This is a genomic window from Collinsella aerofaciens, assembly GCF_028206795.1.
GTDB lineage: Bacteria > Actinomycetota > Coriobacteriia > Coriobacteriales > Coriobacteriaceae > Collinsella > Collinsella aerofaciens_AX.
On record NZ_JAQLFJ010000001.1, the window covers coordinates 95,374 to 111,623 of the forward strand.

Here is a 16,250-nt window from a genome sequence, read left to right on the forward strand (position 1 = left end):
GCCGCGCGCTTGGACGATATGACGTCAAGCTGCCCCGAGCGGCTTGTTCGCTACAGGCGGTACATAAAGTTAAAGACGTCCTCGCGCTGGATGGACACGTTGACGCCCGAAAGCTCGCCGGCCTCGGCCAGCGCCTTCTGCAGCTCGGCGAAGTCGAGCTTGGACTCGGCGGTGTCGGCCAGCATGGTCATGGTGAAGATGTCCTCGATAATGGACTGCGTAATGTCGCGGATGTCGACGTTGGCCTCGCCCAGGACACGGGTGACGCCGGCGACGATGCCGGGGCGGTTCTTGCCAAGGACGGTGATGACGATACGGGAGGACGAGATCTCGGCCATGGGAAACCCTTTCGCGTGGTTGCGGCGCGCGCGGGGCGCTCCGCTACGGTACAGTGTTCATCATTGTACCTGTCTGGCGCAAAAAAGGCGCGCTCGCTGCGGCGTTACATGCCTGCAACATGAGCGTAAGGGGGAAGGCCGCACGGGGAAGAGCCGTCTGGCGCGTGTCCGGCTCGTGTTGGGTTGATTTCCGATCTCAGCCGAACACATTGAGCGGACAGGCCGTTCCCGCAGTCAGCCGAACGCCTCCGACGGCTGATTCCGAACTGGAAGCGGAGGGCATCCCCGCCCTTCGGTAGGGGATACCGCTCCGCGGCGCATGCCGCGGGCGGCGCCCCTATCGGACCACCGTGACCTCAGTTGGGATGGGCCCAGCACTGCTGCGTACTCGGTGAGCTAGAGCCAACTGTTCGTCTTCACGTCGCGTATGGCGATATTTCGGTCGTCCGGCTCGGTGATGCCGTAGCCGAACGCCTGGAGCGTCTCGATGGACTCCTGGATCCTCTGTTGGAACATGGGACCCGGATCGACCCTCGGCCCGAGGTGCCCGCGCCAAAGGCACGGCGTGGCGCGCAGCATGTTATGGATTTTGGAGATGGGCTCGATGTCGGCGTAGACGTTGAGCGTCGCCATGGCGTCCTTGTGGCCGAGGATCGATTGGAGCGCCTTGATATCGCCGCCTTGGCGGATCCACTGCGTTGCGAACGTGTGGCGAAGGCCGTGGAACGTGATCAGCTCGTCGTTGGTGCCCATGAGGCCGTTGGTCTCCGAGAACGTCTTGAACGCCCTGCGGATATAGCTTGTCGTCGCGAAGGTCGCGCCCGGCTCCGACAGGATGTAGCAGTCCCCGATCTCGACCGCCCCGGTAAGGCCGCGCAAGCGCAGCTTTCCGCAGTCGATCTCGTGGGTCTCCTTCAGGAAGGGGAGTAGGCCGACCGGGTCGATGGGGATACCCCTGGCGTCATGGGTCTTGGTGTCCTTGATGAACGAACCCATTCCCTTCGCGTACGCCACCGAGTGTCTGATCGAGATCAGGCCCGTCTCGAAATCCACATCGCACCACCGAAGGCCGCAGACCTCGCCGATTCGCATCCCCGTGTGCAGGGCGAGTACGACCGCCCTCTAATCCTCGGCGGACCAATCGAGTCCGAACTCCTTTCGGGCATCCTCTTCGCTCATGACTTCGAGAAGGTCTCCGGGTTGGCAACGAAGGGCGAGGCATAGTTGCTCGAGTGTGTTGAAGCGAATGCCGCGAATATGCCCTTTTTTAATACGGGACAGGTTCACGGGCGTGGTTCCAATCCTTTCGGCAAGTTCGTTCGAGGAAATCTTTCGCTCGGCCATGATCTTGTCGAGGCGAACAATTACGGGCATGGCGTTTCCTTACGCAATCTCGTCGGAGTCGAGGTACAGCTCTCGGGCGTACAAGAAGAGCTGGGAAAGCATGAACAGGACGATGCCGAGAACCAGAGAGGTCCAATCGAATGATGAAGCGATCTCTTGGGCGCCGACGGCCCCCTCGCCGCCAAACATCGAAACGGAGGTTTTGAGTGAGCCGGCGTAGAGGCTGGTGGCAGCTTGAACAACGAAGAGAATGCCGAGCACCTTCAAGCATGTCGCAGACCCTTTCTTGAAGGGGTCTCCGCTCTTGATCGTCCACACGAGAACGGCGCTGAGGATGGTCGTAGCGATACCGATGACGGCAGGGACCAATGTCGAGATCGCAAGGGCTGGATACGCGGGGGAGTCTGCAATTACAGGGTTGTCGAGCACTTCGATTGCTGGCTTTAAGGAGAACGCCACTTGTGCGATGGCGGTGGCGCAAAGGGTCGCAGAGGCTATCGCACATGCGATGCGGAAGGAATAAAGCCGGGGAGTGCGATTGTCGGAACTCATAATAACCTCCGAAGAATTTAAAAAACTCAGGTTACTTTTTAACAGTTTATGTTAAATTGACTTTGCTGGCAAGTAATCACAGCATGCTGCAACCGAAACCCCTCTAGATTGGAGAGGATTATGTTCAGTACTGTTAAGTCGTGTAAGCTCTTGGTTTTCCTCGGCCTCGCTCTTTGTCTGTTGCTGCCGGGAGCCCCCGCTTTTGCGGATACCCCGATGCCTCCTTCCCAGGAGAGCAGCCAGTGTGCCCTCGTTGAGCCCCTCGGGTATACGGACGACGTCGTCGATACCTACTGGAGCTACAGCTGTCCTCGCGGCGTAAGCGGGCACAGCATCTCGATGTTCAACATCTCTTACAAGACGATCTCCTACCGAAATGGCTATCGCCGATCCGCGCATCATAGGGAATCCCGCCTCGCTGCAATGTGCTCCTGTGGTGTTCTTGGCACAACTGATAAATGGCAATTTGTCTATAGCACCTAATAGATGCGAGGAAGGGCCGAGCATTTTGTTCGGCCCCTCTGTTCCGACTGGATGAGGTTAAGGTTGGCGATGAATATGCTCAAAATCTCGAAGGCGATCTTTAGGTCGCTTCTCTCCTCCAGGTCGCTCTGTGTTGTCGTTGTTGCGTTGATGGTTCTTTGTGCTCTGCCCGTCTTCAGGAGCGCGGCTGGCATCGACGGACGGGTCGAATACCTCGAGTCGGGAATAACCCGTGTTGAGCAGGAATTGTCAGCATCCTATGCGGATGCGCTTGTGAATGCGGGGGAGGACGGTGTCTATACCTCTTCATCAAGCATGCCCGCGCTTCTGTACCCTCTTGCCGCGGGACGTCTTATCTTGGCACCGCTCTCTCCCCTACTTCCGTTTCTGCAGATATCGGATGGAGAGTACACCTATTATGACGGATCGAAGGAGTACTTGCTATGGGTCGCAACGGCCGTTGCCGTCTCGTTCCTTGCCGCGCGTCTTAACAAACGTGAAAAGCTCATCATCCAGGCACCGATGGGCGAGCTGGGTAGACTTGTTGCATCGAGCGTATGGGCGAGTGTTTTTGCAATGCTTGCCGTCCTCGCCATCAATCTTCCAGGGATAATCGCCGCGCTTGTGAAGAATGGCCCGGGCTCGCCGTTCTATCCGATAGGCTACATTCAATATGCGACTCCGGTTATCAAACCGGCTTGGCTGGTGTTCGCGCAGTCGGCCATCTTGCAATTCTTGGTGGCAGCGTTCATCTCGCTTGTCGTTCACCTTGCCGTGAAGATTGCCAATAACCCTACGCTTGGAATCGTGTTCGTATGTGCCCTGATGGGGGTGACGATGGTTCCCGGGTATTACGGAAGATCCATCGCTTTACGTGAGTTCGCCCTGTTGAATCCCCTTACGTATGCGAACACTGAGTTGACCGTCGGCGCCTATAGCCCGTACCCGACAACGCAGATAGTGAATCTGCCTGGACTTTGCTTCGAGCGTGGCGCGATTGCCCTCGTATGCGCAATCGGGATCGAGGTGCTGGCAATTAGCCTGCTTTGCGTTGCTGGAAAGAGCGGCTGCGCGTGCCCGATATCCCCGATTTGTCTTGAGAGAGGTTCCTTCACTGCATCGAGAACGGCAACTCGTTCGAGCGCTTGTGCCTCCGCCGTTGCATACGTAAGAACGATGGGGAAACTGCTCCTGCGTTCTCCTACCCTCGCCGTATGCGCGATTGCAATGTCGACGACGATGCTGGCCCCGGCTCTGGTCGAGATGTTTCCTGACGCTGATAACGTTTCCGCTGTTCGGTATAGGGATGGGGAGCTCCGTTCAATAGATCGGTATCTAGAGCAGAACGCTGCGAATATGGACGTCGAGGGCAAAGCGGCCCTGGAAGACATGCGGGATGCTCTTTCGGGTTTCGTGTACGCGCCTATGCCTGCGGAGGGGTTTCGAAGCCTTGCGACGTACGAGCGCGCTCGAGGTGAGCTGGGCGCGGCAGATGCGACTCTCCTGCAATCGATCGGAATCGAGCCGGAGACTCCTTCTCGTGCGGAGGCGCGCGCCCTTCTGCTTGAGTCGATCGCGAGCTTGCCGGACCCCAAGGTTTACGAGTTAAGTACGAAGATGCCCCCATTAATCCTCCTTTCGTATCTCCAGGCAGCGCTTCCCTCCTTATTTTTGCTGTTGCCCGTGGTTGTCACATCGCTCGCGTGTACCCACCTGCAGTGTCGTTCCCTTCTGGTTCTCCAGATCCCCGCAACAGCGCATGTGCGTTTTCTGACGGCTGTTGCGCTGGCTCTCCTGCTTGGCTTGGTGCTGCTTTTGGTGTCGATGGTTCCCGCTGTCGTTGTGTCCGTGATTAAGAACGGTGCGGGTGGATCGGAGTATCCCGTCGCTCTCATTCGGGCGGGAGCTTCGACAACGTCCATGGTGGGGGAGGCGGTGTTGTGCAGTATTCCGTTGCTGGTCATGGCATACGGCGTGATTTCCGTCGTCGCTGCGTTGACAGCAGCGATTAGCCGCAACCCCGTTGTCACCGGAATGGTTTGCGCGGTTCTCTTGGTGTTGGGTTCGTTGAGCGCTCATGTTGAAAGCGTGGGCATGGGCGTCGCGCTGCTGGCTCCATTCGCCTCGTTTGATCCCGCTTCCCAGGTGGGGACGATTGGGTTCCTTGGGCGAGGGACGAACGCGATGCCTTTTGGAGAGGTCGTCGGCGCATCGGGCGCTCTGCTGGTGGTCTTGGGTGCCGTATCTCCGTTGATGGTGCGCCTGAGTGTTCCAAAGATCGAAAGGGGATGATCTCGATGATTGACCTTCAAACGCTGACGATCTCTTATGGAAAGAAGGTGCTCGTAGATTCGGTGAACGCTGAGTTTGCCCCGGGTACGGTCTACGGTCTCGTCGCTCCGAACGGGCATGGAAAGACGACGTTGCTGCGTGCGATGGCAGGTTTGCCGGGTCCTCGCGTGGACGGGAGCATCGTTCTGGATGAGGTGCAGGGTACGGGTGCGAGAGAGGTCCGTTCTATGATCTTCTATGCACCTGGTGAGGGGACGCTGCTGTATCCCGGATTGCGTGCGGAAGATCACCTCAAGATGGTTTGCGATATGTGGCCGCATGCTCGCGATATCGAAGAGATAGTGGAACAAACGCAGATAGGCGAGTTCGCGAAGATGAGGATCCGCACTCTGAGCCAGGGCATGAAGCAGCAGCTTACCCTGGCGATTGCGTATGCGACGGGCGCGCGGTACCTTCTATTAGATGAGCCCATGAACGCGCTCGACCCCAGCAGGGTGGACTTGCATTCTGAGATTCTCAGGAAGCTGGCCGATTCTGGTACGTGCATCATCATGTCATCCCACATCTTGGATTCGGTCGATAGGCTGTGCGATGAGATTCTGTTTTTGAAGGATGGGAGGCTCATTAGAAGCATTCCGCAAGATGATGCTGCGCCGAAGTCTCCTGGATCCCATTTCGCAAAGCCTGCCGGACGCGCCGAGGGTGCGCTAAGCACGTATCGGCGACTCTACGAAAAGGGCGGGTAGAAATGCAAGTTAAAAATCTATGTGGCCAATGTGATACCGTTGAACCCGCATATCGATACCGCTCAGCCATTCGCCTCGCCCCCGTCGCACGCATCTTCATTCGGTCTGTCATTATCAATCTAACGATGCTTTGGGAAATGTAGGTGCTTCTAAATGTACTGTCGACTTCTTCTCAAACTGATCCTAAGAGACAGGGCCGTATGGATCTCTACGCTTGTTCTTGCCGCAGCCTTCTCCATCCCCATTGCGTTCAATTCACCCATTTACGGACCCTTCTTTATGACGCAGGGCATGCAGGGCTTTGTCGACACATTCAATACGCGCGCACCCCAGGCCAGCGGCACAGACCTATCGCCAGAGCAGCAAGCTGACGCGGAGCTTGCAAGATACGCGAACGCCGCCCTCGCCGCTCAAACCGACGCCGCCTTTCTCGATTCAGCCGAGAGCTACTACGCGCTCATGGGCGAAGGCTTCCAATCCGGGTCCATCGTGGGAGACCGAGAGACCAATGACGCGGCGCTCGCATATTGCCGTGCCCTGAGCAGCTCCGGCATCACGGATATCCCGGCCTCCGCAAACGACCTGCCATTCCTTTCCTTCCTGCCTTACGCCATTGCCACGGCGCCGTCTTTCCTTCCCTTCATCCCCTTCCTTCTCTCGTCGATACTCGTGCTCGGCGCCACAAGGCCCGGGACCCTGGCGGCGAAGGCGGGCGTGCCCAAATTCCGGCGCCTTATCCAGACCGTGTTTTCGATAATCGCCGCGGGGACCGCGATGCTCCTCGCCGGCCTCGCACCCGGGGGCATTTACGCCTTGGCCCTAAACGGCTTCGGGCAAATTGGGTACCCGATCGCCTTCTTCCATGACGGCGCGCTTACCACCACGACCGCGGGAAACGTCTTCACGACCCTGCTTCTCGCGCTGCTTGCGGGCGGAACCTTGATATCCGTTTGCTCCGCCGTCCTATCGACCGCAACGAGGCGCGTCCTCGCGGGCCCCCTTACCTCAGCGCTGCTTGTCGCGGCCCCGGCATTCCCGTTGCTGTCCGATTCGGCGCTGGAGCATAATGCCGTGCTCGGGCTCCTGCCGCTGGCCGTGTTCTCGCCTATCGAGGCCACGGGCTACGTAGGATGCTTCCCGACAGAATTCATTGGCTCCGGTTCAGGCAGCGCATCGATGCTTGCCGTGGCCCTGATATACGTCGCGGTCCTTTTTGCGGTCGGCGCCGTTGCGGCACGTTCGCCCAAACAGGCTGGACCCGCGAAAAAGCACCATGGGCTCGAGCTTCTGGACGTGAGCGTGGGATACGGGAGCACGACGATACTTTCAATCGGATCGCTTCTCCTGAGCCCGGGAACGGCGGCGGGCCTCATTGCTCCCAACGGCTCGGGGAAAACCACCCTTCTTGAAGCGCTGTCGGGCCAATTTCCCACCCGCATCCGCTCGGGAAGCCTGGCGGCAGACGGAATCTGCCAACGTCGATCAGCCGAATTTGCAGAACTCGTCTACCTGAGCTCTTCGGGCAGCGCGGATCTCTACCCCACGCTATCGGCCATCGAGCACCTTGCTTTCGTTAGGGAGGCGTGGAAATCGGCCGCCGACATCGACTCGCTCTGCGACTCCCTCGGAATCTCCCCATATCTCGACAAGCCGACCCGTAAACTCTCGACAGGAATGAAGCAGCAGGTAAAGCTTGCCATGGCGATATCGACCGGTTGCCCGTACCTTATCCTCGATGAACCGCTGAACGGCCTCGATCCGGGAAAGCGGAAAACCTCCTGCGACGCGATGCGCAGCGAGGTGGCGCGGGGACGAAGCGTGCTCATTTCAAGCCATCTGCTCGACGACCTGGCAGACCTCACCAACTCGTTCTACTTCATCGAAGCCGGCACGCTCGTGGAAAAGATCAAGTCGTCCTCGCAGACGCTCAAGCAGGAATACCTCGATACATACGAGGGAGGTGAATGACATGAAACTATTTGAACAGCTGAAGTCCAATGCGTCGCGCATGGCTGTCTACGCCATCCTCGTGGCAACGGCTTTATGCGGAATCTCGGCACCCGTCTATGCGCTCAACGGGGAGAAAGGCGATGTCGAACCCGCGTACATGGCTTCGACGGTTAAGGACCGGTACAAAGCCTTCTCTGGAGACACGTTTTACGTAGCAGAGTACGACACGACCTACCGTTAGCTTCGCTACAACAAGGGCTACGACTATCTAGGCGCAGGGGCAATCAGCTATACGTCGGGTTGGTACCGCTCCAACTATGGACACATAACCCAGTTCAAGTGTAACTACCGTGTGTACAACTAAAGCAACCGGCCGGGACGAGGGGTGACGCAAAAGCGTCGCCCCTCGTTTTTAACCATGTCAACTGAACCTAGTTCAGTTTGGTTGATTTCCGATCTCAGCCGAACACATTGAGCGGAAAGGCCGTTCCCGCAGTCAGTCGAACGTCCCCGGGGCCCTTCTCAGGCCCCGGGGACGGCATTTTCCCAGTTGAAGGAACGGTGGAGATGTGTTTCGATGGGTCAGATTCGTGTCGTTTCGAAAAGACCGTGAACCTTTTGTGGGACACGCGGCGCCGTGGTACCATAGCCGAGTTTGTTGTCTTGGTCGGAAACCAAGACGCCTTATGCGCTGATCGGTAACCAGCGCCTGACCAATAAGGAGTCCTACCATGAAGCAGGGTATCCATCCCCAGTATGTCGAGTGCACGGTGACGTGCTCCTGCGGCAACACCTTCAAGACGCACGCTACCGTGTCCGAGATGAAGGTTGAGCTTTGCAACGAGTGCCACCCGTTCTACACCGGCCAGCAGAAGTTCGTCGACACCGGTGGACGCGTCCAGCGCTTCGCCGACAAGTTCGGTGGCGCCGCTGCCGCCCAGCTCAAGAAGGCCGAGGAGGCCAAGGCTGCCAAGGCCGCCAAGGCTGCTGAGGCCGAGGCTGCTCGCAAGGCCGCCGCTGAGGCTAAGGCTGCCGAGAAGGCTAAGCGTGCTGCTAAGTTTGCCGAGGAGGCTGCCAAGCAGGCCGCCGAGGCTCCCGCAGAGGCTCCCGTCGAGGAGGCCGCTGCCGAGGCCGAGACCACCGAGGCTGCTGAGTAAATAGCTCGCCGAGGACACACTCGCATTCATGGCATGAGGGCCGCGCATCCTTTTGGGTGCGTGGCCCTTTTCTTGTTGATACAAGCCAACAACCTGCCAAAACATACCTGTCCCTTTTTGGCAGGTCGGTCGTAGTTATTACGTGGTTTGGGCTGTCGTCCGTATAGGCTGTGCGCCGTTTGGCTAAAGTAAACTCAACTGTGTTTAACTCGCCCTAAACCGCACGGCGCGGGCGATGGCCAAAAAGGAAAACCATATGGGATTCATGTCAAAGCTGCTGTCCTTTGGATCCGATAAGGACCTCAAGCGCTACTACAAGATCGTTGACCAGATCAACGGTCTTGAGCCCCAGTTTGAGAAGATGACCGAGGAGGAGCTCCGCGGCCAGACCGACAAGTTCCGCGAGCGTTACGCCAACGGCGAGTCGCTCGACGACATGCTCCCCGAGGCCTTTGCCACCGTGCGTGAGGCTTCCAAGCGCACCATGGGTATGCGCCACTTTGACGTGCAGCTCATTGGCGCCATGGCACTGCACGAGGGCCACATCGCCGAGATGAAGACCGGCGAGGGCAAGACGCTCGTCTCCACCTTGGCCGGCTACCTCAACGCTATCGCCGGCAAGGGCGTGCATGTCGTTACCGTCAACGATTACCTGGCAAAGCGCGACTCCGAGTGGATGGGCCGCATCTACAAGTACCTGGGCATGACCGTCGGTCTGCTCCAGAACAACATGCCGCTCGAGCTCAAGCGCCCGGCCTACCAGGCAGACGTCACTTACGGCACCAACTCCGAGTTCGGTTTCGACTACCTGCGCGACAACATGGTCACCCGTCCCGAGCAGCGCGTGCAGCGCGGTCACAACTACGCCATCGTCGACGAGGTCGACTCCATCCTGATCGATGAGGCCAGGACGCCGCTCATTATCTCGGGCGCCGGCACTAAGTCCGCCAGCACCTACAAGGACTTCGCGCGCGCCGTGCGCGGCCTGGAGCGCGGTGAGGACGTGTCGCACGACATGCTCACCGCCACCGAGGACGTTGAACCCACGGGCGACTACGTCATGGACGAGGCCAAGCACACCATCGCCGCCACCGAGCGCGGTCTTAAGAAGATCGAGCGCCGCCTGGGTATCGATGACATCTATGCCGATCTCTCCGGCCAGCTGGTCAACCACCTGCAGCAGGCGCTGAAGGCCCAGTACATGTTCCACCGTGATAAGCAGTACGTGGTCACCAACGGCGAGGTCAAGATCGTCGACGAGTTCACCGGCCGCATTATGGAAGGCCGCCGTTACTCCGAGGGCCTGCACCAGGCCATTGAGGCCAAAGAGGGCGTGCTCGTACGCGAGGAGAACCAGACCCTGGCCACCATCACCCTGCAGAACTACTTCCGTCTGTATGACAAGCTCTCCGGCATGACCGGCACGGCACTTACCGAGGATGCTGAGTTCCGCGAGATCTACAAGCTGCCCGTCGAGGTCATCCCCTCCAACAAGCCCGTGCAGCGCGTGGACCACGAGGACCTGGTGTACCGCACCATTCAGGCTAAATACAACGCCGTTGCCGACGACGTTGAGCGTCGTCACGCCAAGGGCCAACCGGTCCTGGTGGGCACCGTCTCCATCGAGAGCTCCGAGAAGCTGTCCGCCGCCCTTACCAAGCGCGGCATCGCGCACGAGGTCCTCAACGCCAAGCATCACGAGCGCGAGGCTCATATCGTTGCCCAGGCCGGACGCTACGGCGCCGTGACCATCGCTACTAACATGGCCGGTCGTGGTACCGACATCCTGCTGGGCGGCAACCCCGACGAGCTGGTGCGCGAGCGCTTGGAGTACGAGGGCCTGACCATGGAGGACGTGACGCCCGAGCAGCTCGAGCAGTTTAACGCCGAGGCCAAGGAGACCTGCAAGGCCGAGCGCGAGCGCGTGCTTGCCGCCGGCGGCCTGACCGTTATCGGAACCGAGCGCCACGAGTCCCGTCGTATCGACAACCAGCTGCGCGGCCGCTCCGGTCGTCAGGGCGATCCGGGCGAGACCCAGTTCTACCTGTCGCTCGAGGACGACCTCATGCGCCTGTTCGGCGGCGACAAGATGGACCGCGTCTCCAAGATGATGGTCACGGCCGACATGGGCGACGACATGCCCATCCAGCACAAGATCATCTCCAAGGCCGTCGAGAGCGCCCAGCACAAGGTCGAGAGCATCAACTTCTCCATGCGTAAGAGCGTCCTTGAGTACGACGACGTCATGAACAAGCAGCGCCAGGTCATCTACGCCGAGCGCAATAAGATTCTGGACGGCAAGGACCTGACCGACCACATCACCGAGGTCATGCACGACACCGTGTACCGCTGCGTGCAGGAGTTCTGCACCAAGGACAGTCACGATGGCGAGCGCGACCTGGAGGGCCTGCGCAAGTGGGTTGTGGAGCTCACCGGCCACATCGATACGCCGAAGTTCCCCGACGAGGATTATGAGGCCCTGGCTGCCGATGTCCTGGCTTACGTAGAGAAGTGCTACAACATGAAGGCCGAGCGCTTGGGCGAGGACCTGATGCGCGAGCTCAACACCCAGGTCATGCTGCGCGTCATCGATACCCGCTGGATGAACTACCTGCAGGAGATGGACTACCTCAAGACCGGCATCGGCCTGCGCGGCTTTGGCCAGCGCGACCCGCTGGTTGAGTACAAGACCGAGGCCTACGGCGCGTTCCAGATACTCGTCGATACCATGTATGAGGATTACCTGCGCACGGTTCTGCGCATCGAGATCAAGGCTGCCCCGCGTGCCGTGGAGCACAAGGAGGAGCCCGCGCTCGAGGGTGCGCACTTCTCCGGTCCTGCCGAGGTCGATGGTGACAACGGCGGCTCGGTGCTGCGCAAGCAGGCGCAGGTGCAGGCCCGCATGGCTGTCCAGGGTGGTCCGGCTGCCGTCAACAACGGTGGCAAGGTGACCACCTATCGCAAGTCCGAGAGCGACGATCCGTACGTCAACGTGGGCCGCAACGACCCGTGCCCCTGCGGTAGCGGCAAGAAGTTTAAGTACTGCCACGGCAGGAATCGTTAATGGCTGAGGCTTTAGAGGTAACGCCCGCCGAGCTGGACGCGTTTGCGGACCGGCTCGGTGAGGTCGAGTCGTATCTCCACCTGGACGAGAAGCGTACCCGCGTGTTCGAGCTCGAGGCCAAAAGTGTTGCCCCTGGCTTTTGGGATGACGCCGACGCCGCCCGTGCCACCATGGAGGAGATCGCGCGCACCAAGGAAGATATCGCTGCCGTGGACACCGCGCGCGGCGAGCTTTCCGATGCCCGCGCCGCGCTGGAGCTTGCCGAGGAGATGGGGGATGACCCCGACGCCGCCGCCCTTCGCGAGGAGGCTGCAGCCACGGCTGAGCGCCTGGCCCGTGCCATCGATGAGCTTGAGCTTTCGAGCTGGTTTACCGGTGAGTTCGATCACGGCGATGCCATTGTGACCATCAAGCCCGGACAGGGTGGTCTGGAGGCCCAGGACTGGACCTTCATGCTCTTTAAGATGTACATGAAGTACTGCCAGCGTCGCGGCTGGAAGGTCACCATCAACGACTGTCCCGCGGCCGAGGTCATCGGCATTGACCGTGCGACCTTTACCGTCGAGGGCAAGGACGCATTTGGCATGCTGCGCGCCGAGGCCGGCGTCCACCGCTTGGTTCGCATTAGCCCCACCGACGACAAGAAGCGCCGCCAGACCACGTTTGCCGGCGTCGAGGTCATCCCCGTGCTACCCGATGATATCGACATCGAGATCAGTCCCGATGACATCCGCGTGGACGTGTACCACGCGAGCGGCCCGGGCGGTCAGGGCGTCAACACCACCGACTCCGCCGTGCGCGTGACGCATTTTCCCAGCGGCATTGTGGTCACCTGCCAAAACGAGCGCAGCCAGATTCAGAACAAGGCCGCGTGCATGCAGATCCTCAAGGCTCGCCTGTACGAGATTGAGCTCGAGAAGCGCGCCGAGGCGCTCGATGAGATCCGCGGACCCAAGACCACGATTGGTTTTGGCAACCAGATTCGCAGCTACGTGCTCTACCCGTACCAGATGGTTAAGGACCTACGCACGGGCGTTGAGACCAGCAATGTCGAGGCCGTTCTTGACGATGGCGACCTGGACCCGTTTGTTATTGGCTACCATCGCTGGGCCACTGGCAACGCTGACGCAGAGATCCCATCTGCATAAACCGCCCGGTTTATGTGGAAATGGATAAAACCCTCCGAGCAGGGTGGTTTTGTATCCAAAGCAAACCCTGCGCAGGGGTGGTTTTTGTTCGGCGAATCGGTAGAATCGAATACAGCAAGAAGTTCGAAGCGCATCCGTTTGGGTGCGCTTTTTTGAGGGAGGTAGCATGGCATATCGTCTGGACATCAAGCGCATTCTATCGATGAACTTCTTTCACGACCTGCCCCAGATTATGTTGGGGTGCGCTCTGGCCGCCATCGCGACCGACTTGTTTTTGATTCCCAACGGTCTTGCCGCCGGTGGCGTTACGGGCCTTGCCACCATTATCCAGGCGGTCGGCGCGGCGCGCGGCCTATCGCTTCCCGTTGGTATTCAGACGATCGTGATGAACGCCTTGCTGTTGTTGGTCGTTATGCGCGAGGGCGGCATGTTCTACGTGGTGCAGACCGCGACGGGCTTTGTGCTGCTGGGCTTCTTTACCGATCTGTTCGCCCCGTTTGTAGCACCTCTGGCGGATGCGGACCTGATGCTCCCTGCCATGTGGGGCGGCATTATTACGGGCATCGGTTACGGCATGGTGTTGCGCGCCGGCGCCAACACCGGCGGCTCGGACACGATTGGCCAAATCATCTCGCGTAACACCTCGCTGCCGGTGGGCTCGACCGTCATGGCGATCGATGTTGCCGTATGCGCGCTATCGGCTCCGGTCTTTTCAATCGAAAACGCACTGTATGCAGGCCTTTCGATGGTCATTAGCGGCTACGTGATCGATGCCGTGGTCGATGGTGGCAACAAACGCCGTATGGTACTCATCATCTCGGACAAGTTCCCTGATATCGCTGCCGATATCATGTATGGCCTGGGTCGTGGTTGTACCAAGTTTAAGGCGACTGGCATGTATTCGGGTGCCGAGAAGCCAGTGATTATGGTCATCGTGAGCCGTCGAGAGCTCAATACCCTCAAGACGATCGTGCGCGAGCGCGATCCTCATGCCATCGTGACGGTTGCCGACGTTACGGAAGCCTTCGGCGAGGGATTCAAGGACATTAGCGCGTAGGGTCGATCGCGTTCCATCCAAAAGACGTTCACATTGATAAACCGTTTCATCAGCGGTTCTGCCTGCTAAATTGTTCAAATAATGATAAAAACTCTGGTAAAGCCATCAGTTTCCAGCATAATGAATGACGTACGTGCATTGCGGCTGTGTTGGGATTACCTTTCCGTGCCGTGCGCATTTTGTCTAATGAGGATGAAAGGAAGGCACAATGAGCGACGAAGAGCTCAAAAAGGTTGCCAACGAGGTAAGGAAGGGCATCGTCACCGGCGTGCACGCTGCCAAGTCCGGCCATCCGGGCGGTTCGCTCGGCGCTGCCGACATCATGACCTATCTGTACTTTGAGGAAATGAACGTCGACCCGGCCGATCCCCGCAAGGCCGATCGCGACCGTTTTGTGCTCTCCAAGGGCCATTGCGCTCCGGGCCTGTACGCCGTGCTCGCCGAGCGTGGGTTCTTCCCCAAGGAGGATCTCGAGACGCTGCGCCATATCGGCAGCCACCTGCAAGGTCATCCCAACATGAACGACACCCCGGGCGTCGATATGTCCACCGGCTCGCTCGGCCAGGGCATCTCCGCCGCCGTGGGCATGGCGGTTGCCGCCAAGCACTGGGGCGATACTTACCGCACGTACGCCCTGCTGGGTGATGGCGAGAGCGAGGAGGGCCAGGTCTGGGAGGCAGCCATGTTTGCCGGCAACCAGCAGCTCGATAACCTCTGCGTGATCGTCGACCACAACGGCCTGCAGATCGACGGCCCCGTCGAGGAGGTCAACGACCCCATGCCGCTCGCCGACAAGTTCCGCGCCTTTAAGTTCCACGTGGTGGAGCTTGCCGACGGCAACGATTTCGATCAGATCCGCGCCGCCTTTGCCGAGGCCCGCGCCACCAAGGGTCAGCCGACCGCCATCATCGCCGAGACCATGAAGGGCAAGGGCGTTTCCTTTATGGAGAACCAGGTTGGTTGGCACGGCAAGGCCCCCAACGATGAACAGTTTGAGCAGGCCATGGCAGAGCTCACGGCCGCCGGAGAGGAGCTCTAGGATGGCAGACGTCAAAAAAATCGCCACGCGCGTAAGCTACGGCGAGGCCCTCGTCGAGCTCGCCAACGAGCACGATGACTTTGTGGTCCTCGACGCCGACCTGGCCGCCGCCACGCAGACCGGCAAGTTCAAGGCCGCCTGCCCCGATCGTTTCTTCGATGTGGGCATTGCCGAGAGCAACCTGATGGGCGTCGCCGCCGGTATCGCGACCACCGGCCGCGTTGCCTTCGCGAGCACCTTTGCCATGTTTGCCGCCGGCCGCGCCTTTGAGCAGGTCCGTAACTCCATCGGCTACCCGCATCTCAACGTTAAGATTGGCGCCACGCACGCCGGTATCTCGGTGGGCGAGGACGGCGCCACACACCAGTGCTGCGAGGATATCGCCCTGATGCGCGTCATCCCTGGCATGACTGTGATCGTTCCTGCCGACGACGTCGAGGCCCGCGCCGTGACGCGCGCCGCCTACGAGTGCGACGGTCCGGTGTACATGCGCTTCGCTCGTTTGGCCTCGCCGGTTATCAACGACCCCGAGACCTACAAGTTCGAGTTGGGTAAGGGCATTGTCATGCGCGAGGGCGCCGATGTGACCATCATTGCCTGCGGCCTGATGGTCGGCGAGGCTCTCGAGGCCGCCGAGCAGCTCGCTGCCGAGGGCATCGACGCCGAGGTCATCAACATGCACACCATCAAGCCCATCGATGCCGACCTGATCGTCAAGAGCGCCACCAAGACCGGTCACGTCGTGACCGTCGAGGAGCACTCTGTGATCGGTGGCCTGGGCAGCGCCGTTGCCGACGTCCTGTGCGAGCAGTGCCCGACGTCGCTCAAGAAGATCGGCGTCAACGACACCTTCGGTGAGTCTGGCCCGGGTGCCGAGCTCTTGCACAAGTATGGCCTGGACGCCGCCAACATCGTGGCGACCACCAAGGAGTTCTTGGCCTAGGACAAGACGAGGCAAAGTATCGCCTCAACAACCACATACAAGCCAGAACAGGGGCGTCCCCAAAGAGGGCGCCCCTGTTTTTTCGGCAACAAACAAAACAGGCCCGCACCAAGCAAGGGCTTCCTCCGGGAAACGGG

14 protein-coding genes are annotated in these 16,250 nt (G+C 59.6%); 10 read left to right on the forward strand and 4 right to left on the reverse strand.

Going from position 1 to position 16,250, the window contains the following annotated elements:
- Positions 1-50 precede the first annotated feature (50 nt).
- The 4 genes from PMX70_RS00470 to PMX70_RS00485 form a co-directional block, all read right to left on the reverse strand.
- Entirely contained in the window at positions 51-338 is a 288-nt protein-coding gene (locus tag PMX70_RS00470; protein ID WP_006235289.1) for an ACT domain-containing protein, read from the reverse strand.
- 396 nt (positions 339-734) lie between these two features.
- Complete coding sequence (locus PMX70_RS00475; protein ID WP_255360342.1) at positions 735-1,442, reverse strand: site-specific integrase; 708 nt, start codon at positions 1,440-1,442, stop codon at positions 735-737.
- Positions 1,443-1,460: 18 nt separating this feature from the next.
- Positions 1,461-1,712, reverse strand: a complete 252-nt coding sequence (locus PMX70_RS00480) for a helix-turn-helix domain-containing protein (protein ID WP_006235292.1) — start codon at positions 1,710-1,712, stop codon at positions 1,461-1,463.
- A 9-nt stretch (positions 1,713-1,721) separates the two neighbouring features.
- The gene (locus tag PMX70_RS00485) at positions 1,722-2,234 is read right to left on the reverse strand and encodes a hypothetical protein (RefSeq protein WP_271742484.1); all 513 of its coding nucleotides are present in this window, start codon (positions 2,232-2,234) and stop codon (positions 1,722-1,724) included.
- A 552-nt stretch (positions 2,235-2,786) separates the two neighbouring features.
- Here PMX70_RS00485 and PMX70_RS00490 point away from each other — a divergent pair.
- The 10 genes from PMX70_RS00490 to PMX70_RS00535 all read left to right on the forward strand — a co-directional run bounded on the left by PMX70_RS00490 (position 2,787) and on the right by PMX70_RS00535 (position 16,113).
- The gene (locus PMX70_RS00490) at positions 2,787-5,009 is read left to right on the forward strand and encodes a hypothetical protein (RefSeq protein ID WP_271742485.1); all 2,223 of its coding nucleotides are present in this window, start codon (positions 2,787-2,789) and stop codon (positions 5,007-5,009) included.
- A 5-nt stretch (positions 5,010-5,014) separates the two neighbouring features.
- Complete coding sequence (locus PMX70_RS00495; protein WP_117769450.1) at positions 5,015-5,755, forward strand: ABC transporter ATP-binding protein; 741 nt, start codon at positions 5,015-5,017, stop codon at positions 5,753-5,755.
- A 279-nt stretch (positions 5,756-6,034) separates the two neighbouring features.
- Positions 6,035-7,723, forward strand: a complete 1,689-nt coding sequence (locus PMX70_RS00500) for an ABC transporter ATP-binding protein (protein ID WP_271742486.1) — start codon at positions 6,035-6,037, stop codon at positions 7,721-7,723.
- A 1-nt stretch (position 7,724) separates the two neighbouring features.
- The gene (locus tag PMX70_RS00505) at positions 7,725-7,946 is read left to right on the forward strand and encodes a hypothetical protein (RefSeq protein WP_138340400.1); all 222 of its coding nucleotides are present in this window, start codon (positions 7,725-7,727) and stop codon (positions 7,944-7,946) included.
- 490 nt (positions 7,947-8,436) lie between these two features.
- Positions 8,437-8,862, forward strand: a complete 426-nt coding sequence (gene rpmE, locus PMX70_RS00510) for a 50S ribosomal protein L31 (protein WP_006235303.1) — start codon at positions 8,437-8,439, stop codon at positions 8,860-8,862.
- 256 nt (positions 8,863-9,118) lie between these two features.
- Positions 9,119-11,926: a preprotein translocase subunit SecA gene (gene secA / locus PMX70_RS00515; protein ID WP_138340401.1), complete on the forward strand. Its 2,808-nt coding sequence runs from the start codon at positions 9,119-9,121 to the stop codon at positions 11,924-11,926.
- A complete protein-coding gene (prfB, locus tag PMX70_RS00520; protein ID WP_271742487.1) occupies positions 11,926-13,074 on the forward strand; it encodes a peptide chain release factor 2 in 1,149 nt (382 codons plus the stop codon). Before secA ends, prfB begins: the two co-directional genes overlap by 1 nt.
- A gap of 166 nt (positions 13,075-13,240) precedes the next feature.
- On the forward strand, positions 13,241-14,131 hold the full coding sequence (locus PMX70_RS00525; protein ID WP_195247200.1) for a YitT family protein: 891 nt from the start codon (positions 13,241-13,243) through the stop codon (positions 14,129-14,131).
- A gap of 208 nt (positions 14,132-14,339) precedes the next feature.
- Entirely contained in the window at positions 14,340-15,170 is an 831-nt protein-coding gene (locus PMX70_RS00530; protein ID WP_006235308.1) for a transketolase, read from the forward strand.
- A 1-nt stretch (position 15,171) separates the two neighbouring features.
- Positions 15,172-16,113: a transketolase family protein gene (locus PMX70_RS00535; protein ID WP_138340403.1), complete on the forward strand. Its 942-nt coding sequence runs from the start codon at positions 15,172-15,174 to the stop codon at positions 16,111-16,113.
- The last annotated feature ends 137 nt before the right edge of the window (positions 16,114-16,250 follow it).

Coding starts and splice junctions, on each gene's coding strand:
- PMX70_RS00470 (WP_006235289.1), bottom strand. CDS start 338: ATGGCCGAGATCTCGTCCTCCCGTATCGTCATCACCGTCCTTGGCAAG.
- PMX70_RS00480 (WP_006235292.1), bottom strand. CDS start 1,712: ATGCCCGTAATTGTTCGCCTCGACAAGATCATGGCCGAGCGAAAGATT.
- PMX70_RS00485 (WP_271742484.1), bottom strand. CDS start 2,234: ATGAGTTCCGACAATCGCACTCCCCGGCTTTATTCCTTCCGCATCGCA.
- PMX70_RS00490 (WP_271742485.1), top strand. CDS start 2,787: ATGAATATGCTCAAAATCTCGAAGGCGATCTTTAGGTCGCTTCTCTCC.
- PMX70_RS00495 (WP_117769450.1), top strand. CDS start 5,015: ATGATTGACCTTCAAACGCTGACGATCTCTTATGGAAAGAAGGTGCTC.
- PMX70_RS00500 (WP_271742486.1), top strand. CDS start 6,035: ATGACGCAGGGCATGCAGGGCTTTGTCGACACATTCAATACGCGCGCA.
- PMX70_RS00505 (WP_138340400.1), top strand. CDS start 7,725: ATGAAACTATTTGAACAGCTGAAGTCCAATGCGTCGCGCATGGCTGTC.
- rpmE (WP_006235303.1), top strand. CDS start 8,437: ATGAAGCAGGGTATCCATCCCCAGTATGTCGAGTGCACGGTGACGTGC.
- secA (WP_138340401.1), top strand. CDS start 9,119: ATGGGATTCATGTCAAAGCTGCTGTCCTTTGGATCCGATAAGGACCTC.
- prfB (WP_271742487.1), top strand. CDS start 11,926: ATGGCTGAGGCTTTAGAGGTAACGCCCGCCGAGCTGGACGCGTTTGCG.
- PMX70_RS00525 (WP_195247200.1), top strand. CDS start 13,241: ATGGCATATCGTCTGGACATCAAGCGCATTCTATCGATGAACTTCTTT.
- PMX70_RS00530 (WP_006235308.1), top strand. CDS start 14,340: ATGAGCGACGAAGAGCTCAAAAAGGTTGCCAACGAGGTAAGGAAGGGC.
- PMX70_RS00535 (WP_138340403.1), top strand. CDS start 15,172: ATGGCAGACGTCAAAAAAATCGCCACGCGCGTAAGCTACGGCGAGGCC.